We start from the raw sequence: 19,345 nt of genomic DNA, 5'->3' as shown, positions 1-19,345 counted from the left end.
GGCCGGTGCTCAACGAACTGTTCACGCCCTCCGTCCAGCATGCGCTCGACATCGTCGGAATCTTCGTCTTCGCGATCTCGGGCGCTCTGCTCGCCGTGCGCAAGAACTTCGATGTCTTCGGCATCGTGGTGCTCGCCGAGGCGACCGCGCTGGGCGGAGGGCTGTTCCGTGACGTCGTCATCGGGGCGATCCCGCCCGCGGCGTTCACGGATCTCGGCTACTTCACCACCCCGCTCCTCGCCGCCGGCCTGGTGTTCTTCCTGCACCCGCAGGTCGAGCGGATCCAGGTGGGTGTCAACGTCTTCGACGCGGCGGGCCTCGGACTGTTCTGCGTCACGGGCACGGTCAAGGCGTACGACTACGGGCTCGGCCTCACCGCGTCGGCGACCCTCGGGCTGGCCACCGCGGTCGGTGGCGGTGTGCTGCGCGACGTACTGGCCAACGAGGTGCCCTCGCTGCTGCGCTGGGACCGCGACCTGTACGCGGTGCCCGCGATCGTCGGCGCCGCGACGACCGTCCTGTGCATCCGCTTCGGCGCACTCAACGCGTTCACCAGCGGTACCGCCGTGATCGTCGCCTTCATGCTGAGGCTACTGGCGATGCGCTACCACTGGCGGGCCCCGCGCGCCTACAACCGGAAGTCCGCGAGGGCCGAGGAGGGCTCCGCGACCACCTGAGGCGCCCCGGCCGCGCCCGCCGCCTTCCGGCCAAAAAAGCTACCGCTCAGTAACGCAATCGGTGTACGGTGCATCGCATGGCACAGGCAGCAGAGCAGACGGCGCGGACCGCGCAGGCAACCATCGGGGACAGCGAGTTCGACCGCGACACCGCCGTCACCCTCCGCGAAGAGGGCGTCTACGACGCGGAGCTCTCCGCGGGATGGACGATCATCCACGCGGTCAACGGCGGCTATCTGCTGGCCATGCTCGGCCGCGCCCTCGGCGAGGCCCTGTCGCACCCGGACCCCTTCTGCGTCTCCGCGCACTACCTCACCGCGTCCGTCCCCGGCCCCGCGGTGATCCGGACCCAGACCGTCCGCACCGGCCGCACCCTCTCCACCGGGCAGGCGTCCCTCTTCCAGTACGAGGAGGACGGCACCGAGGTCGAGCGCATCCGGGTCGTCGCCACCTACGGCGACCTGGACGCCCTGTCCGACGAGGTCCGTACGTCGGTGAAGCCGCCGGCCATCCCGCCGCTGGAGCACTGCCTCGGCGCGAGCGACGGTCCGACCCCGATCCCCGGCAGCTCCGCCATCACCGAGCGGCTCGACATCAAGCTCGACCCGGCGACGGTCGGCTGGGCCGTCGGCGCACCCTCGGGCAAGGGCGAGATGCGCGGCTGGTTCGGCCTCGCGGACGGCCGCGACGCCGACCCGCTCTCGCTGCTGCTCGCCGTCGACGCGCTGCCGCCCACCTCCTTCGAGCTGGGCCTCAAGGGCTGGACGCCGACCATCGAACTCACCACCCACATCCGCTGCCGCCCCGCGCCGGGCCCGCTGCGCGTCTCCATCACCACCCGCAACCTCGCGGGCGGCTTCCTGGAGGAGGACGCGGATGTCTGGGACAGTGCGGACCGGCTGGTGGCGCAGTCCCGCCAGCTGGCCAGGGCGCCGCGTTCCTGAAGCACCGATTCCCGTAGGGGCCCGCCATTCCGGCGGGCCCCTACACGTGCGGGGCGGGCGCGCTCAGGCGGTCGGGCCGGTCGTCCCGGTCGTTCCGACCGGGACGCTCGGGTCGTCCAGCCAGTGGAGCCGGCCGAGGTTGACCAGCCTGAGCCGCCGCCGGGCCGTCTCGGCCACCCGCCGCTCGCCCTCCGGCCCCGCGTCCAGCAGTGCCGACGTGGTGATCACCATGTGGTCGACGTAGAAGCCGCCCAGCATCAGCAGGTCCTCCTCGCTCCACCCCCGGGACTGCGGCTCCTCGGCGAGTGTCGCCGCCGTCTCCTCGGCGAACCGCCGCAGTTGGGCCGCTATGGCCTCGCGGACCGGGCCGACCCCGCCGTGCTGTTCGCGGGCGATGAAGCGGAAGTGGGCGGAGCGGAGCTCGTCGCCGAGGTGGCCGGGTCCCAGGACGCCATGCGCCCGCCGTGCGCCCCGCCTCGGGCTCGCGGAAACCGTGACGTCTCCTGACTATCCGTCAGGTCTGCCCGCATTCTGTTCGCTTTCGATCTTGGATGGCACAGTGGGCGTCCGTCCGGGGTGGGTTGCGGGGAGGGAGAAAGCGCTTGCTGGAGATAGCGGGGATCGAGGCGGCGGAGGAGCGGGTCTACCGCCACCTGGTGGAGGTACGGGGCGCGGGCGTGGACGAGATCGCCCAACGGCTCCACATCCGGGAACGCGAGGCGGCGTCGCTGCTGTCCTCCCTGCACGACAAGGGGCTGGTCGGGCGGCTGCCGGGCGACGGCGACATGCGGTACGTACCCGTCCCGCCGGACGTGGCGCTGCAACCCCTGCTGGCGCGCGGACAGGAAGCGCTGGAATGGGCGCGGCGCGCAGTGGAGCAGCTGGCCGAGGAGTACCGGGCGGGCGGCCGGCGCCATGACGCCGGGCAACTGGTCGAGGTGATCACCGGGGCCGGCGCCATCCGTCAGCAGCTGCGCCAACTCGCCTACGGGGCCCGCAGCGACCTGCGGTGGTTCTGCAAGGCCGATCCCGTGGCGCTGCGCGCCCAGGACAACGACGAGGAGTTCGAGCTGCTCGCCCAGGGCATCCGCTATGAGGCGATCTACGAACGGGCCTGCCTGGAGCAGCCCGGCATGGTCGACAACGTCGCCCAGGGCATCCGCGCCGGTGAAGTGGCCCGCGCCACCAGCACCCTCCCCGTGCGCATGGTCATCGTCGACAGCTCTGTCGCCGTCTGCCCCCTGATGCCGGGCAGCGCGACCGGCCTCCGCGGCGAGCCGACCGCCGCGATCATCCGCAGCAGCACCCTCCTGGACGCCCTCGTCGCCCTGTTCGACATCCAGTGGGCGGCGGGGACCCCGCTGCACGTCACGGAGGCGGGCGAACTGGCCGACTTCGCCGGCGGCATGGGACCGGGCGGCAGTCTCGCCGACGACGAGCGCTATCTGCTCTCCCTGGTCGTCGCGGGCGTGACGGACAAGGCGATCGCCACCCAGCTGCGGGTCAGCCACCGCACGGTGCAGCGCCGGATCACCGCGCTGATGCAGCGGGCGGGCGCGACGACGCGTACGCAGCTGGTGTGGCAGGCGTCGCGGCGCGACTGGCTGTCGTAGAACATGCGGAAGCCGCGACCGGGGCCGGTCGCGGCTTCCGGATCTCGCGTACTACCTCAGCGCGTACGCCCGCTCGATCTCCTGCGTCACCTCGTTGCCCGCGTCGTCCCAGGCGCGGACCCGCAGCGTGACGTACCCGCTGGTGCGGGCGGTCGAGGGGTGGGTGACCCGGACACGGTAGGCGCCGTCGCCCCGGACGGAAGTCCTCGCCGCCCGCCAGTGCTCGCCGTCGTCGTACGAGACGGACACCTCCATGCCCTTCACGGAACGGCCCGTCAGGCCGTCCTGGTGGCGGGCGCTCACTCCGAAGGCGAAGGGCCCGGAGTCGGGGGCGGAGCCCCGGAGGTCGGTGGCCACGTCGTAGTCGAGCTGGAGGAGGGGGAGCAGGGACTCCTTGTCCCCGGCCGGACGAGGAGCTGTGAACGACCAGCGGGTGCTGGTGGCCCGCGAGAGGGTGCCCTCGGGACCGGTGCGCTTCACGTCCAGGTCCAACTGGTAGCGGCCGTCGTCCCCGCCCGCGGGGAAGACGCCCCACGCCCGGGGGCCTTCGGCGAGGACCTCGCCGTCGCGACGCAGTACGGCGCGGGTCTCGTCGGGGTGGGGGGTGTCCGCGTCCCTGCGGGGCAGGGCGTGGCCGTAGTGGCCGGAGACGGTGTCGGCGAACTCGGGGATCCCCAAGGTCAGCTGGTCGCCCTTGCGGTACGCCAGCCCTTCGGCACCCCGGGGGATCGCCGGGCGCACCACGGGGGCGTACCAGCTCTCCGTGGCGTGCTCACCGGGCCGGTAGGTGCGCAGGGGACCGAACATGCCGGTCCCCCTCGTCTGGCCCGCCCAGGTGTTGCGGGGGTTGACCCAGTGCAGCCACCGGGCGTCGGCGGGACCGCTCAGGTACTCCGTCCGCACCTGGCCGGTGCGGACGTACCGGGCCCAGGGGGAGAGGTACACGTTCTCCCCCTCCCACGGACGCCAGGACTCCCGGTTCTCCGTGACGTACCGCGTCCCGCTCGTGTCCGGGTAGCGCGAGACCACGGTGGCCGTGTTCTTCGGCCCGACTGCGTGGACCACGCGCTCGGGGACGCGCTGCTGAGAGACCTGCACGACGTCGTAGAGGTAGGGGCTCTCCGGGGTCCCCCTCAACTCCAGCACGGTGCCCGGCGCGCGCAGCCGCTGCGCGGTGGTGGGGGAGGCGTACAGCCCGATCGCGGGCAGTCGCGGTCCCACCGGCTGCCAGGTCGCGGTCGCGGACCTGTTGCCGTCGGCGGTGGTGACGGCGGCTGCGGCTCCGGCCTTGGCGGCCGCGGCCACCGCCTCGTCGTACTCGATTCCCTCCAGTTCCACGAGCACCGCCGCTCCGCGGACGTCCGTGCCCCGTTCGCGCAGTGCCGCGTAGTCCTCGGGCCGTCCGTGACCGGCGTCCACCACCCGCAGGCGCCGCACGCCTTCCACGGCGGGGGAGTTGTGGAGCAGACGGACGGGGACACCGGCCGCGGCGCCGGCGGAGACCGCGCGTGCGCGGAGCATCGGTGCGGTCAGCTGCCAGCGGGAGGAGAACTCGAAGTCTCCCTCGGTGTACTTCTCGGTGGGCGTGACGTAGAGGCGCTGTCCGCCGCTGTGGGAGGTGGAGAAGAAGCTGGCGAACTCCCGGTCGCCGGTCTTCCAGTGGGTGGTGAAGACCATCGGGCCCCGCTGCTCGGCCCGCTCGGGGGTCCGGATCTCCACGGGGACCGCCTTGCGTGCGTCGAACACCAGGTCCGTGTCGCCGCTCACCCGCAGCTGGGGGTCGACCACCAGGCTGGTGGTGAGGTTGTCCTCGGTGTACTGCCGGATGACGCCGTGCAGGTAGTACGTGCCCGAGGGCACCTCCACCGTCGCGGTGTTCCCCGCCGGCAACTCCCCGAGGACGTCGAAGCGGCCTATGGGGCCCAGCAGGATCAGCGGGGAGACGGTCGCCGGCTGCCCGTCGCGGTCGACGCCGCGCACGGTGACCTTGTGCTTGGCCGGGTCCTTCGTCGCGGAGAGAACGGTGTGCGCGACGGTCTGCCCGTCGGCCGAGGTGGCGGTGAGGCGACCGCCGTAGATGCCCTCGGGCAGCGCGGGCACGTCGAGGGTCACGGTCACGTCGGCAGTGCCGTGGGCGGGCACGGTGACCTGCTCGGGGGCGCCGATGGCTCCTGCCGGGGGCGGGGAGCCGTAGAGCTTGTCGAAGGTGGTGGCCAGGGCGAGCGCGACGGGCGCGTCGCCGTCGTTGGTGTAGGTGACGTGCACCTGCTGCGGGCCCGAGTCCGGCTCCAGGGCGCCGAAGGTGGTGGTACCGGTGGCGCGCACCTGCTGGCGCACCGAGCGGGCCACGTCCACCCGGCCGGTGCCCTGCTCGTAGACCGTCTGGTCGGGGGCGGTACGCGTCGTGCTCATCAACGCGTCCTTGAGCTGACGGCCGCTCCAGTCGGGGTGACGCCCGGCCAGGATCGCTGCCGCGCCCGCCACGTGCGGGGTCGCCATCGACGTACCGGAAGCGGCGGTGTACGACGCGTCCACCGGGTTGCCCATGGACGTACCGGCCGCGCGGGCGGCGACGATGCCGACGCCGGGGGCGGTGAGGTCGGGCTTGGCGCCGTTGTCCCCGACGCGTGGGCCGCGGCTGGAGAAGCCGGCCAGCTTGTCGTCGCGGTCGACGGCTCCCACGGTCAGCGCGCTCGCCGCGGCGCCCGGGGAGCCCACTGTGTAGTCGGTGCCCGAGTTGCCCGCCGCTACGACGAAGAGGGTGCCGGTGTCCTCGCTGAGGTAGTCGAGGGCGATGCTGAGTATGTCGGTGCCGTCGGTGGGCTGGCCGCCCAGGCTCATGCTGACGATGTCGGCGCCCGAGCGGGCGGCCCATTCCATCCCGCCGAGGATGGCGGAGTACGGCCCGGAGCCGGTGTCGTCGAGCACCTTGCCGATCATCAGCCGTGCCCCCGGTGCCACGCCCTTGCGCGAGCCGTCCGAGGCGGCGCCGCTGCCGGCGATGGTGGAGGCGACGTGGGTGCCGTGGCCGTTGCCGTCGTTCGCGGTGGGGTCCTCGGTGAAGTTGCGTACCTCGCCGAGTTTCCCTGCCAGGTCGGGGTGGGTGGCGTCGACACCGGTGTCCAGGACGGCGACGGTCGCGCCCTTTCCGTCGTAGCCGGCCTTCCACGCCTCGGGCGCACCGATCTGCGCGGTGCTGCGGTCGAGGGAGGCGTGGGCCTTCGCGTCCAGCCACAGCTTCTCGACGCCGCCCTCGAAGGCCGCGTTCTTGAAAGCGGAGTTCTTGGAAGCGTTCTTCGCGCCGCCCTCGGCGACGCTCCTGGCGAGCGCGTCGTCGTCGATGGCCTTCCAGAAGCGCCCGGCCTGCTTCTTGTCCGCCTTCAGTGCCGAGCCGCGCAGGCTCTTGATGACCAGGCCCTTGCGCGAACCGGTGGGCGCCCCCTTGGACGTGGGGTTCGTGCCGCCGGTGTAACGGGCGATCAGAGGGATGGCGGAGGTGCGGGCGTCGTCGTACCCCTGCTTGATCAGGGAGGTGATGTTGAACAGCTGCCGGTCCAGTTTGCCGGAGGCGATGTACGGGAGTGCGGCGCGGGGCAGCACGTACAGCTGCTTGTCGATCTCCAGCTGGGTGAAGTCGGCCTGTGAAGCGCCCGGGGCCGGCTCGACGGAGACGGCCTTCCGGCCGCCGGGGAAGGTCTCCAGCCGCACCCGGTCACCGGTCACGAGCGTGACGGAGCTGACCTGGGGGCGGCCCGCGGAGTTCGCGCCGACGGAGGCGGGCGCCGGGGCGGCGCTCGCGCCGGAGGAAACGGGGGCCAAGGTGGCGATGAGGACTCCTGCCGCCAGTACGGCGGCAGAGCGATACCGTCTGTGCATCGGAACCTTTCCAAGAGGCAAGGAAATGGACACGCGGTGCGGCTCAAGACTGGGGCCCCACTGATCGGCCGCACCAGCCTTTTCCGTGCCGCGCTTGCGACATGTCGCCAAAACGACACGGCGCGCTCCACCGCGCGCACCGGCAAAGTCACCGGGGCCGAGCAGCCCCTCCTCGTCACCGGCAACGGCCTCGTCGCCCGGGACTTCGCCGGCTGAACCGGGCGCGGAGCCCGACGCCCTCCCCGCCCGGCCGGGCCCGGGAACGGGGCGAGGAGGACCGCACCCTGCCGTGCGCGGGTGCGCCCGCCGTACGCCCCGCCGCGGGCTCGTAGAATCGAGCCCACCATGGCTTACCTCGACCACGCCGCGACCACGCCGATGCTTCCGGAAGCGATCGAGGCGATGACCGCCCAGCTCGCCGTCACCGGTAACGCGTCCTCACTGCACGCTGCCGGGCGCCGGGCCCGCCGTACCGTCGAGGAGTCGAGAGAGACCCTCGCCGATGCCCTCGGCGCACGCCCCAGCGAGGTGGTCTTCACTTCCGGCGGGACCGAGGCGGACAACCTCGCGGTGAAGGGCCTGTACTGGGCCCGCCGCGATGCCGACCCCCGCCGTACCCGCGTTCTGGCCAGCCCGGTCGAGCACCACGCGGTGCTGGACGCCGTCGACTGGCTCGCCGAGCACGAGGGGGCGAGCGTCGAGTACCTCCCCGTCGACCCATACGGCCGCGTCCACCCCGACGCGCTGCGCGGGGCGATCCTCCGGAACCCCGACGACGTCGCGCTGATCACCGTGATGTGGGCCAACAACGAGATCGGCACCACCATGCCGGTACGCGAACTGGCCGACACGGCCCGCGAGTTCGAGGTACCGATGCACGCCGACGCGGTGCAGGCGTTCGGGCAGCTGGAAGTCGACTTCGCCCGCTCCGGACTGGCCGCGATGACGGTCAGCGGGCACAAGATCGGCGGCCCGTCCGGCATCGGCGCACTGCTGCTGGGCCGCGAGTACACCCCCGTACCCGTGCTCCACGGCGGCGGCCAGGAGCGGCACGTCCGCTCGGGCACCCTGGACGTGCCGGCCATCGCCTCCTTCGCCCTCGCGGGACGGCTCGCCGCCGACGGGCGCGAGGAGTTCGCCCGGGAGATCGGCGGGCTGCGCGACGACCTGGTCGCGGCGGTGCGGGCGGCCGTGCCCGACGCCGTCCTCGGCGGCGACCCGGCCCCCGGCGGCCGACTCCCCGCCAACGCGCACTTCAGCTTCCCCGGCTGCGAGGGCGACTCCCTGCTCCTGCTGCTGGACGCGCAGGGCATCGAGTGCTCCACCGGTTCGGCCTGCACGGCCGGGATCGCCCAGCCCAGCCACGTCCTGCTGGCCACCGGCACCGACCCGGACCTGGCCCGGGGCACCCTGCGCTTCTCGTTCGGCCACACATCGACCAAGCAGGACGTGGACGAGGTGGCCCGCGCGATCGGCCCGGCGGTGGAACGGGCCCGCACGGCCGGACTCAGCTGACCGGCGCGGACATCGGGTGACACGTGCACAGGTCGGCACGGGAGCCGGCCGGCGCGCGGGACGTGGGCGGGCCGGGCCGTCCGTACCTCCCGGATCGCCGGTCAGGCCGTCCGGCCCCTGGTCGGACTGCCGGTCAGGCGGTCCGGGCCGCCCGGACCAGCTTCAGGTAGCGGTTCCAGTCCCAGTGCTTCCCCGGGTCGGTGTGGTCCGTGCCCGGCACCTCCACGTGCCCGACGATGTGCTCCCGGTCCACCGGTATCCCGTACCGGTCGCAGATCGCGGCCGTCAGGCGCGCCGACGCCCCGTACATCGCCGCCGTGAAGTCCTGCGGGCGGTCCACGAAGCCCTCGTGCTCGATGCCGACGCTGCGTTCGTTGAACGATCTGTTCCCCGCGTGGAACGCCACGTCCAGCTCGCGGATCATCTGCGCCACATGGCCGTCCTTGCGGACCACGTAGTGCGCCGCGGCCCCGTGCCCCGGGTCCTGGAAGACCTTCACCGCGCTCCGGTAGCTGCCCTGGGTGACATGGATGACGACCCGGTCGATCGTGTAGTCGTCGGGACGGTCGGCCCGCCGCCAGTTCGACGGGGAGGCCGATATCCACTCGGCGCGGGCGTAGTCCACCTCGCCGGGCTTGCGGGGCTTCTCGATCCCGGGCAGCCGCCACCAGGCGCGCTTCAGCTCGTCCCGCGCCAGCACGGCCGTGCCCACGGCCGTGGCGGCGGCGCCGATCAGCAGCCCGCGCCGGCCGATGCCGTGCCCGGCCCCCGCCTTCGCGGACCCCTCGGCGCCCGACGTCCCCTTGCTTCCCATGTGATCCACAACGCTCATCCATGAGCGTCGAGTTCCCCGGGCCCCGTACCCTGGTGGAGCTATGACTCAGACTTCCCAGCGCCCCCTCCGCGTGCTCGCCGCCATGTCGGGCGGTGTCGACTCCGCCGTCGCCGCCGCCCGCGCCGCCGAGGCGGGCCACGACGTGACCGGGGTGCACCTCGCCCTCTCCGCGAATCCGCAGTCCTTCCGCACCGGCGCGCGCGGCTGCTGCACGATCGAGGACTCCCGCGACGCGCGCCGCGCGGCGGACGTCATCGGCATCCCGTTCTACGTCTGGGACCTGGCGGAACGGTTCCGCGAGGACGTCGTGGAGGACTTCGTCGCCGAGTACGAGGCGGGGCGCACCCCCAACCCGTGCCTGCGCTGCAACGAGAAGATCAAGTTCGCGGCGCTGCTCGACAAGGCCCTCGCGCTCGGCTTCGACGCCGTGTGCACCGGCCACTACGCCACCGTCGTGCTGAACGAGGACGGCAGCCGCGAGCTGCACCGTGCTTCCGACATGGCCAAGGACCAGTCGTACGTCCTCGGTGTCCTGGACGAGAAGCAGCTCGCCCACGCGATGTTCCCGCTCGGCGACACCCTCACCACCAAGGACGAGATCCGGGCCGAGGCCGAGCGCCGGGGCCTGGCCGTCGCCAAGAAGCCCGACAGCCACGACATCTGCTTCATTGCCGACGGCGACACCCAGGGCTTCCTCGCGAGCCGGCTCGGCACGGCCGAGGGCGACATCGTCGACGAGTCGGGCACGAAGGTCGGCACCCACGAGGGCGCCTTCGGCTTCACCATCGGCCAGCGCAAGGGCCTGCGCATCGGCCACCCCGCCCCCGACGGCAAGCCGCGCTACGTCCTGGACATCTCCCCGGTGAACAACACGGTGACGGTCGGCCCGGCCGAGGCCCTCGACGTCACCGCACTCACCGCGATCAGGCCCCGCTGGTGCGGCACCGCCCCGTCCGGCCCCGGCACCTACACCGCCCAGCTCCGCGCCCACGGCGGCGAGACCGAGGTGACGGCGGAACTGGTCGACGGCACCCTGCACGTCGCCTTCACCGAGCCGGTGCGCGGCGTGGCCCCCGGCCAGGCGGTCGTCCTGTACGACGGCACCCGCGTCGTCGGCTCGGCGACGATCGCGACCACGGCCCGGCGGCAGACCGCGGCGACGTCCGGCTGACCCCGCCGACTGCTCCCGCCGGAAAGACGGCCCGCGCCGGCCCGTACCGCCTGCCCCGCGCGCGGGCACGCCCCGTCCCGCGGGCCCCGCCCGTGGTCACGCCTGCCCCTCGTACGGGCGTGACCACGGGCGGGGCCGGGGCTCAGGACGCCTGGTGGGCGTACACGTCCCTGGCGAAGAACTCCGCCAGGACCGGGGCCACCGCCTGCGGTGCCAGCTCGCGCGTCTGGCCCGTCAGGGTGCGGTGGCGGGACCGGGGGAGCGCGTCCGCGAGGGCGCGGGTGGACAGCCGGGCCGAGGCGGTGCTGGCGCCGCCGCAGACGACCAGGGTGCGCGCCGTGACGGAGGCGAAGCGCTCGGCCGGGATCGAGCCGTCGCCGAGCAGCGCGTCGTCGTACGCCAGGGTGTGCGCCATCGACACCAGGCCGTTCCACAGCGGGGCGCGCCGCATCCGGGCGATCATGTCGGCCGGTACGCCGGTCACGGACAGGAACAGCTCCACGGCCCCGCCGCGGTCCCCGGAGGACAGCAGCCGGTGCAGCCGGGAGGTGCAGCACGCCTTGTACTGGAGGCCCGAGGCGCCCGGCGTGTACGGCGGCTCGTACACCGCCAGCAGATCGACGGGGAGCCCGGCCGCGTGCGCCTCCAGGGCCAGCGCCCCGCCCGCCCCCACGCCGAACAACGAGGCCCGGCCCCCCACCGCGGCGACGACGGCGGCCAGGTCGTCGATCTCGCGTTCCACCGCGTACGGCCCGCTGTCACCACTGGCGCCGCGCCCGCGCCTGTCGTAGGTCACGACGTGGAAGCGGGGCGCGAGGAGGCGTGCCAGCGGAGCCTCGGTCTCCGCCGTGCCCAGGGCCCCGCCCACCAGAACCACCGGCGGTCCTTCGCCCCGCCGCCGGTACGCGATCATGGTGCCGTCGCGGGAGAGAATCTTGTCCATGCGAGGGTGGACCGCCGGGCCCGGAAAAACTCATCGGTCCGGCCGAAGTTTTTTGAAATTCTTCGACTGCCCAGGTCGGGGCCCTGCTTGAGGGTCAGTCGGGGACGGTCTCGGTGTCGTAGAAGCAGAAGTGGTCCTTGATCGCGGCGACTTCTTCCTTCGGCTCCGGGTAGGCCCAGACGAGATCCGCCGCGCCCGGCAGCGACCAGTAGGAGGCATCTCCCTTGAACGGGCAGTGCGTACGGGTCTCCGAAGGAGACAGCAGATCCGTACGGACGTCCTCGGGCGGCAGGTAGTGGCGAACCGGACAGCCCGTCTCGCGCAGCACGAGCGGACGGTGGCTCTCGGCGAGTACGCGCCCGTCGCGGACCACACGTACGTGTGTGGTGCCGGGCTCGACCGTGATGCGGTGTCCTGATGCGGAAGTCATACGACGTTCAGCCACATCGCCGTCCGGTTTCTTCCCCCTGGTCGGAGATGTCGGCGGCGGCCCTTACGGTGGCTCCATGAAGATCTGTGTTTTCCTCTCCGCCGCCGACCTCGACGACCGCTACACCCAGCCCGCCCGCGAATTCGCCGAACTGCTCGGCAAGGGCGGGCACACCCTGGTCTGGGGAGGTTCGGAGAGCGGACTGATGAAGGTCGTCGCCGACGGCGTGCAGGAGTCGGGCGGACGGCTGGTGGGGGTGTCGGTCGAGTTCCTGGCCGCGAAGGCACGGACCAATGCGGACGAGATGGTGATCGCGCGCGACCTCGCCGAGCGCAAGGCGCTGCTCCTGGAGAAGGCCGACGCGGTCGTGATCATGGTGGGTGGCACCGGGACGCTCGACGAGGCGACCGAGATCCTGGAGCTGAAGAAGCACGGCAAGCACGACAAGCCGGTGGTCCTGCTCAACACGGCGGGCTTCTACGACGGGCTGCGCCAGCAGTTCCAGCGCATGGAGGACGAGGGCTTCCTGCCCGTTCCGCTCGCCGACCTGGTCTTCTTCGCGAAGGACGGCGTGGGCGCCCTGGCCTACCTGGAGGAGTGGTCCGGCCTGCAGTGACGCGGCGGCGGGTGAGATCATGACGGAATGCCCACTCATGTCATCACCGGCGCCGGTTCCGGTATCGGCGCAGCCGTCGCCCGTCGACTCCTGGAGCGCGGTGACGAAGCCGTGCTGCTGGCCCGTGACGCGGCCCGCGCCAGGGAACTGGCCGCGCTCCACCCCGGTGCCCGCACGCTCGTCGGCGACCTCTCCAACCCGGACCGCCTCTCCTGGGCCTTCGCCCAGCAGGCGATGCCGGAGCGGATCGACTCGCTGCTGCACGTCGCGGGAGTCGTGGAGCTCGGCCGGGTCGGTGACCTCACCCCCAAGGCGTGGCACTTCCAGCTCAACACCAACCTGGTCGCGCCCGCCGAGCTGACCCGTCTCTTCCTGCCCCAACTGCGCGTCTCCCAGGGGCATGTGCTCTTCGTGAACTCCGGCGCGGGCCTCGCGGCGCACGCCGAGTGGAGCGCGTACGCCGCGAGCAAGCACGGTCTGAAGGCGCTCGCCGACTCGCTGCGCCAGGAGGAGCACGCGAACGGTGTCCGGGTGACCTCCGTCTACCCCGGACGCACCGCCAGCCCCATGCAGGCCAAGGTCCACCAGCAGGAGGGCAAGGAGTACGACGCCTCCCGCTGGATCGACCCGGAGTCGGTGGCCACCACCGTCCTGATGGCCATCGACCTGCCGCGCGACGCCGAGGTCAACGACCTGACGGTCCGCCCCGGCCGCTGACCGCCCACGGGGCCGGCCTCCGGCCGCACGGGAGGCCCAGGCCTGCCCGAACACGACCTTCTGCAACACGCTTTAGGCTTCCCGTGTGAGCGAGAAGAACGAGTTCAGGGGTTGCCCGGCCACGGGGATCGGATCCATGCCCGGGGGAGACGCGCGGGAGGCGGCGAAGACCGTCACCGGTTCCTTCGCGGGCGGCGAGGGGCTGCCGTACCTGGCGGAACTGCCCGCCCGCGGGCCCGGCGCGGACATGATCGGGCGGACCGTCGGGCTGCTCGTCGAGCTGTACGGCCACGTCGAGCCCAGCGGCTGGCGGATCAGCGACCGGCCCGGCCGCGACACCCGCCGCGCCAGGTCCTGGCTCGGTGAGGACCTGGACGCCCTGGAGGAGTTCACCCAGGGGTACCAGGGCCCGCTCAAGGTCCAGGCCGTCGGCCCCTGGACGCTGGCCGCCGCACTGGAACGCCGGGGCGGCGAGGCCGTCCTCGGCGACCCCGGGGCCTGCCGCGACCTGGCGGCCTCCCTGGCGGAGGGGCTGCGCGCCCACCTCGCGGAGGTACGGCGCAGGGTGCCCGGCGCCGAGGTGATCCTCCAGCTCGACGAGCCGTCGCTGACCGCCGTGCTGCGCGGACGGATCAGGACGGCGAGCGGCTACCGCACCCACCGGGCCGTGGACCGCCAGGTCGTGGAGGGCACCCTGCGCGACGTCCTGGCGGCGGCCGGGGACGGGGCGACGCTCGTCCACACCTGCGCCCCCGGCGTACCGTTCGCGCTGCTGCGCCGGGCCGGGGCCGGCGGCATCTCGTTCGACCTCTCGCTGCTCACCGAGCGTGAGGAGGAGGCGATCGGCGAAGCGGTCGAGGGCGGCACCCAGCTCTTTCTCGGAGTGGTGCCGGGCACGGACCCGGCCTCGGGCGGATTGTCGGACCCGGGCGGTAGCGTCATGGGTGTCAGGACGCTGTGGCGCAGGCTGGGGCTGAATCCGGGGACTCTGTCGGAGTCCGTGGCCGTCACCCCGTCGTGCGGGCTCGCGGGTGCGTCGCCCGCGTACGCGCGCGCCGTGCTCGCCCACTGCGTCCGGGCCGCGAGATCGCTCGCGGACAACCCTGAGTAACGGGGCAACGGGCAACGGGAGGACGAGACGATGGCCGGCGAACAGCAGACGGCGGTGCCCGCACGGGCCCAGGAGCAGCACGGGCTCCTCGCCGAGCAGATCGAGGAGCACCGCTTCCGGTACTACGTGAAGGACCAGCCGGTCGTCAGCGACGCCGAGTTCGACCGGCTGATGCGCGAGCTGGAGGCCCTGGAGGACGCGTACCCGCAGCTGCGCACGCCGGATTCGCCGACCCAGAAGGTCGCCGGGCCGTACCGGACGGAATTCACCTCCGTCGAGCACCGAGAACAGATGCTCTCCCTGGACAACGCCTTCGACGACGCGAAACTGGCCGCCTGGGGCGAGCGGATCGCGAAGGAGGTCGGCACGGCCGACCACCACTTCCTGTGCGAGCTGAAGGTCGACGGCCTGGCGGTCAACCTCACCTACGAGCACGGCCGGCTGACCCGGGCCGCGACCCGGGGCGACGGCCGCATCGGCGAGGACATCACCCCCAACGTCCGTACGATCGCCGAGATCCCGCACCGGTTGAAGGGCGACCGGGTCCCGGCGCTGGTCGAGATCCGCGGAGAGGTCTTCTTCCCGATGGAGGCCTTCGCCGGGCTCAACGCCCGGCTCGTCGAGGCGGGTGACAAACCCTTCGCCAACCCGCGCAACGCGGCGGCCGGTTCACTGCGCCAGAAGGACCCGAAGGTCACCGCCACCCGACCGCTGCACATGGTGGTGCACGGCATCGGCGCCCGCGAGGGCTTCGACATCGACTGCCTCTCGCACGCCTACGAGCTGCTGCACGAATGGGGTCTGCCCACCGCCAGGCACAACAAGGTGGTGGACTCCCTCGACGGGGTACGGGAGTTCATCGCGCACTTCGGCGAGCACCGCCACTCCGTGGAGCACGAGATCGACGGCGTCGTCGTCAAGCTCGACGAGATCCCGCTCCAGGGCCGGCTCGGCTCCACCTCGCGCGCCCCGCGCTGGGCGATCGCCTGGAAGTACGCCCCCGAGGAGGTCAACACCAGGCTGGTCAACATCCGGGTGGGCGTCGGCCGGACCGGCCGGGTCACGCCCTACGCGCAGGTCGAACCGGTGGAAGTGGCGGGCTCCGAGGTCGAGTTCGCCACCCTGCACAACCAGAACGTGGTGAAGGAGAAGGGCGTCCTCATCGGGGACACGGTGGTGCTCCGCAAGGCGGGCGACGTGATCCCGGAGATCCTCGGCCCGGTCGTCGACCTGCGCGACGGCACCGAGCGGCCCTTCGTGATGCCGACGCACTGCCCCGAGTGCGGTACGGCGCTGAAGCCCATGAAGGAGGCCGACGTCGACCTCCGCTGCCCCAACGCCCGCTCCTGCCCCGCCCAGTTGCGCGAACGCGTCGCCTATCTCGCGGGCCGCAAGGCCCTCGACATCGACCACTTCGGCTATGTCGTGGCCGCCGCCCTGACCAAGCCGCTCGAACCCGACGAGCCGCCGCTGCGCGACGAGGGCGACCTGTTCGGGCTGACGGTCGAGGAACTGCTGCCGATCCGCGCCTACGTCCTGGACCAGGACAGCGGGCTGCCCAAGCGCGACCCGGAGACCGGCGAGGAGAAGACCGCCCGGGTCTTCGCCAATCAGCAGGGCGAGCCGAGGAAGAACGCCGTCGCCATGCTCGACGCCATCGCCGCGGCCAAGGACGCGCCGCTGGCCCGGGTCCTCACCGGGCTCTCCATCCGCCATGTGGGCCCGGTCGCCGCCGCGGAGCTGGCCCGTCAGTTCCGCTCCATCGACCGGATCGACGAGGCGACCGAGCAGGAGCTGGCCGACGCCGACGGGGTCGGGCCCGTCATCGCGGCCTCCGTGAAACAGTGGTTCGCCGAGGACTGGCACCGGGAGATCCTCCGCAAGTGGCGCGAGGCCGGAGTCCGGATGGCGGACGAGGCGGCGGGGGAGGACGAGGGACCGCGCCCGCTCGACGGGCTCACCGTCGTCGTCACCGGCACGCTGGGCGGGCACACCAGGGATGGCGCGAAAGAGGCGCTCCAGAACCTGGGTGCCAAGGTGACGGGGTCCGTGTCGAAGAAGACCTCCTTCGTGGTCGTCGGTGACAACCCCGGATCGAAGTACGACAAGGCGATGCAGCTGAAGGTGCCGGTGCTGGACGAGAGCGGTTTCGCAGTCCTCCTCGAACACGGGCCGGACGCGGCGCGCGAGGCGGCCGTACCGGCCGGGGAAGCGGCGGAGGCCGGATAGGCCCGGCGGGAGAGGACGCGGCCGAGGGGAGTGGAGCCGGTCCGCGGAGGCGGACCGGCCTTCGGAGCGCACGGGCCCCTGGGAACGGGTTGGTTGACGGACGGGCGCCGCAAACAGAAGGGGGCGTAAAGGGCGTCGGTCGGCGAAACGGGGCAAGTCGGTCGCGCTGGGGGCTGGTTCACCCGATCGGCGCATACCAGATGTTGACGGATGGTCGGTCCGCATTCGGGCAACAGCGTCCGAGCGCTGCCCGTAGTGGCCTTTCGCGGCCTACTGTTGAGACGTACACCTGCCGTGTCCGGCAGCGGGGTGGGAGACCGGGCAGTGCGGCATGGAGCGGAACCATCGGGTGACATCGGCACCGCCGGCTGTGAGAGGGACGGAATGAAACCGACCGAGAGCGCCGCACCGGTGTCGCGGCTGCAAGGTTTCGTCGGCCTCACGCCGAAAGTGGGTGCCGTCTTCGTGGTGATCGCCGTGGCTCAGCTCGCGACCGGTTTCTACCGGGCCGTGAGCGAGGGCCACGCGCTCTTCCCCGACGGTGGGCCCGGCTGGTCGCTCGCCGTCCTGACCGGAATCATCGTCGGCCATCTGGTCGCGCTCGGACGCGACCGCTGGTGGGGAGGGACCGGTTCCGGCGCCTCGCTCACCCTGGCCGTGCTGCTGCTCTACGGCTGGGTGCCCGCCGGACTGGTCAGTCTGGTCGTCGTCGTCCTCGTCGGCATCGCCCGCAGACACCGCTGGTGGCAGGGGCTGCTGCACGGAGCCGTCGACATCATCGGCATCGGCGCGGCGGCCCTGGTGCTCGCCGCGTTCGGCGAGGTGCAGACCGTCGAATCGCCCTGGCAGCCACTCGACTGGGGCATCGCCGCGGTCCCGGAAGTCCTCCTGGCCGCCTCCACCTACCTCCTGGTGACCCGGGTGCTGCTGTGGTACGCGAGGACCCCCCAGGGCGGCGGGCTGCCGACCATCGCCCGCACCACCCTGCTGCGCCAGGGGCTCGTCGCCGTCGCCCTGCTCGGCATCGCGCCGCTGATCTGCGTCGTCGCCATGGCCACGCCACTGCTCCTGCCGCTCTTCGCGGTCCCGCTGATCGCCCTGGACTCCGCGCTCTGGATCGCTCGGGCACGGGCCGAGGAGCAACTGCGCGACCCGCTGACCGGACTGCCCAACCGGCAGTGGCTGCTGGAACGCACCTGGACGGCGCTGGAGGACGCCGAGTCCACCGGCACCAGGTCCGCCCTCGTCCTGATCGACCTCGACCGGTTCCGCGCGGTCAACGACACTCTCGGCCATCTGGCGGGGGACCGGCTGCTGCTGCAGATAGCCGAACGGCTGAGACTCGCGCTGCCCCGGGGAGCGGAGGCCGCGCGGCTGGGCGGCGACGAGTTCGCCGTGCTCCTGCCTGCGGCGGGCTCCACCACCAGCGCCCAGCGGGTCGCCCGCCACCTGGTCGCCGAGCTGTCCTCCCCGCTGGACCTCGACGGCCTGACCCTGGTGCTGGAGGCCAGCGCCGGGGTGGCCGTCTACCCGGACCACGCCCTGGACGCCGAGGGACTGCTCAGGCGGGCGGACGTGGCGATGTACCAGGCCAAGCGCGACCGCACGGGCGTCGAGGTGTACGAGTCCAAACGGGACAGCAACACCCCGGACCGGCTCGGTCTCCTGGGTGACCTGCGCCGGGCGCTGGACGCGGGCGAGGTCGAGCTGCACTACCAGCCGAAGGTCCGCTTCGACGGCCAGGTGGCCGGCCTGGAGGCGCTGGTGCGCTGGGTGCACCCGGAGCGCGGGCGGGTCCCTCCGGACGAGTTCATCGCCATCGCCGAGTCGTCCGGGCTGATGCCGCACCTCACGGAGTACGTCCTGGAGACGGCGCTGGCCCAGGTCGCCCGGTGGCGGGCACAGGGCCTGTTCGTCCCGGTCGCGGTCAACGTCTCCCCGCGCGACGTCCACACCCCCGGTTTCGCGGGCGGTGTCGCGGCCCGGCTCGCCCGGCACGGCGTCCCGGCCGGTGCGCTGCAGCTGGAGATAACGGAGCACGTGCTGCTGGAGGACCCGCAGCGCGCCGCCGACACGCTCGCCGGACTGACCGGGCACGGCGTGAAGATGTCCCTGGACGACTTCGGCACCGGGTACTCCTCGCTGGTCCACCTGCGGCGGCTGCCGGTCAGCGAGCTGAAGATCGACCGGTCGTTCGTGGCCCGGCTGGCCGTCGACAACGAGGACGCGGAGATCGTCCGCTGCACCATCGACCTGGCCCATTCGCTGGGCCTGCTGGTCGTCGCGGAAGGCGTCGAGGACGACGAGACCTGGGAGCGGCTGCGGGATCTGCGCTGCGACGCGGTGCAGGGGTGGCTGGTCGCCGCGGCGATGCCGCCCCAGGAGACGACGGCCTGGCTCCGGGCGCGGGGCCGGCACGGCTGGCGCCGCCCCGCCGAGCTGGCGGCGGCAGCCGCCGCCGGTACGCCCCAGGAGCTGGAACAGCGGACCTCCGGCCGGGCGATCGACTCCCGCCCCGCCACGACCTGAGCCCGCCGCCCGGCACGGACCGCCGGGACGCGGGAGACCGGGGCGCGGAAGGAGGGGCCCGACGCCGCGTACGCCCGGTTGCCCGACACCGCACACGACTGGCGCCACGTACGCCCGGCCGTCCGGTGCCGTACACGCC

General features: G+C 72.6%; 15 protein-coding genes and 1 pseudogene. 11 read left to right on the top strand and 5 right to left on the bottom strand.

The window, feature by feature from the left end; translation table 11 throughout:
• Positions 1-5: 5 nt before the first annotated feature.
• The gene (locus ACWCXX_RS22960; protein ID WP_451130029.1) at positions 6-677 is read left to right on the top strand and encodes a trimeric intracellular cation channel family protein; all 672 of its coding nucleotides are present in this window, start codon (positions 6-8) and stop codon (positions 675-677) included.
• 77 nt (positions 678-754) lie between these two features.
• Positions 755-1,621: a thioesterase family protein gene (locus tag ACWCXX_RS22955; RefSeq protein ID WP_451130027.1), complete on the top strand. Its 867-nt coding sequence runs from the start codon at positions 755-757 to the stop codon at positions 1,619-1,621.
• Positions 1,622-1,684: 63 nt separating this feature from the next.
• Here the strand turns inward: ACWCXX_RS22955 and ACWCXX_RS22950 are convergent.
• Positions 1,685-2,032, bottom strand: a pseudogene (locus ACWCXX_RS22950) (TetR family transcriptional regulator); the annotation flags it as partial.
• Positions 2,033-2,223: 191 nt separating this feature from the next.
• Here ACWCXX_RS22950 and ACWCXX_RS22945 point away from each other — a divergent pair.
• Positions 2,224-3,234 carry a helix-turn-helix domain-containing protein gene (locus ACWCXX_RS22945; protein ID WP_451130025.1) on the top strand — a complete coding sequence of 337 codons (1,011 nt, stop codon included), beginning with the start codon at positions 2,224-2,226 and terminating at the stop codon, positions 3,232-3,234.
• Between the two features lie 51 nt (positions 3,235-3,285).
• Here the strand turns inward: ACWCXX_RS22945 and ACWCXX_RS22940 are convergent, their stop codons facing one another.
• On the bottom strand, positions 3,286-7,110 hold the full coding sequence (locus ACWCXX_RS22940; RefSeq protein ID WP_451130023.1) for a S8 family serine peptidase: 3,825 nt from the start codon (positions 7,108-7,110) through the stop codon (positions 3,286-3,288).
• Positions 7,111-7,146: 36 nt separating this feature from the next.
• Between ACWCXX_RS22940 and ACWCXX_RS22935 the strand changes: the two genes are divergently transcribed.
• Positions 7,147-7,326, top strand: coding sequence for a hypothetical protein (locus ACWCXX_RS22935; RefSeq protein WP_451130021.1), 180 nt, complete (start codon positions 7,147-7,149; stop codon positions 7,324-7,326).
• Positions 7,327-7,455: 129 nt separating this feature from the next.
• Positions 7,456-8,625, top strand: a complete 1,170-nt coding sequence (locus ACWCXX_RS22930) for a cysteine desulfurase family protein (protein WP_451130020.1) — start codon at positions 7,456-7,458, stop codon at positions 8,623-8,625.
• A gap of 133 nt (positions 8,626-8,758) precedes the next feature.
• On the opposite strand, the gene ACWCXX_RS22925 is transcribed toward ACWCXX_RS22930, so the two are convergent.
• Positions 8,759-9,439 carry an N-acetylmuramoyl-L-alanine amidase gene (locus tag ACWCXX_RS22925; protein ID WP_451130018.1) on the bottom strand — a complete coding sequence of 227 codons (681 nt, stop codon included), beginning with the start codon at positions 9,437-9,439 and terminating at the stop codon, positions 8,759-8,761.
• A 61-nt stretch (positions 9,440-9,500) separates the two neighbouring features.
• On the opposite strand from ACWCXX_RS22925, the gene mnmA reads away from it, so the two are divergent.
• The gene (mnmA, locus tag ACWCXX_RS22920) at positions 9,501-10,631 is read left to right on the top strand and encodes a tRNA 2-thiouridine(34) synthase MnmA (RefSeq protein WP_451130016.1); all 1,131 of its coding nucleotides are present in this window, start codon (positions 9,501-9,503) and stop codon (positions 10,629-10,631) included.
• 142 nt (positions 10,632-10,773) lie between these two features.
• Here mnmA and ACWCXX_RS22915 read toward each other — a convergent pair whose 3' ends face one another.
• Both ACWCXX_RS22915 and ACWCXX_RS22910 read right to left on the bottom strand, forming a co-directional pair.
• A complete protein-coding gene (locus ACWCXX_RS22915; protein ID WP_451130014.1) occupies positions 10,774-11,574 on the bottom strand; it encodes an alpha/beta fold hydrolase in 801 nt (266 codons plus the stop codon).
• A gap of 94 nt (positions 11,575-11,668) precedes the next feature.
• Positions 11,669-12,004, bottom strand: coding sequence for a DUF427 domain-containing protein (locus tag ACWCXX_RS22910; RefSeq protein ID WP_451130012.1), 336 nt, complete (start codon positions 12,002-12,004; stop codon positions 11,669-11,671).
• Between the two features lie 76 nt (positions 12,005-12,080).
• Between ACWCXX_RS22910 and ACWCXX_RS22905 the strand changes: the two genes are divergently transcribed.
• The 5 genes from ACWCXX_RS22905 (at position 12,081) to ACWCXX_RS22885 (ending at position 19,206) form a co-directional block, all read left to right on the top strand.
• Positions 12,081-12,620 carry an LOG family protein gene (locus ACWCXX_RS22905; RefSeq protein WP_451130010.1) on the top strand — a complete coding sequence of 180 codons (540 nt, stop codon included), beginning with the start codon at positions 12,081-12,083 and terminating at the stop codon, positions 12,618-12,620.
• Between the two features lie 27 nt (positions 12,621-12,647).
• Positions 12,648-13,337, top strand: a complete 690-nt coding sequence (locus ACWCXX_RS22900; RefSeq protein ID WP_451130008.1) for an SDR family oxidoreductase — start codon at positions 12,648-12,650, stop codon at positions 13,335-13,337.
• Between the two features lie 85 nt (positions 13,338-13,422).
• The gene (locus ACWCXX_RS22895) at positions 13,423-14,448 is read left to right on the top strand and encodes a methionine synthase (RefSeq protein ID WP_451130006.1); all 1,026 of its coding nucleotides are present in this window, start codon (positions 13,423-13,425) and stop codon (positions 14,446-14,448) included.
• Positions 14,449-14,478: 30 nt separating this feature from the next.
• The gene (gene ligA, locus ACWCXX_RS22890; RefSeq protein WP_451130004.1) at positions 14,479-16,677 is read left to right on the top strand and encodes an NAD-dependent DNA ligase LigA; all 2,199 of its coding nucleotides are present in this window, start codon (positions 14,479-14,481) and stop codon (positions 16,675-16,677) included.
• A gap of 384 nt (positions 16,678-17,061) precedes the next feature.
• Positions 17,062-19,206 carry a putative bifunctional diguanylate cyclase/phosphodiesterase gene (locus ACWCXX_RS22885; protein ID WP_451130002.1) on the top strand — a complete coding sequence of 715 codons (2,145 nt, stop codon included), beginning with the start codon at positions 17,062-17,064 and terminating at the stop codon, positions 19,204-19,206.
• The last annotated feature ends 139 nt before the right edge of the window (positions 19,207-19,345 follow it).

Source organism: Streptomyces sp. NPDC001732 (genome assembly GCF_053596315.1).
Note: the sequence above shows the minus strand (reverse complement) of the source record. Positions and strands in the feature narration are given on the sequence as shown.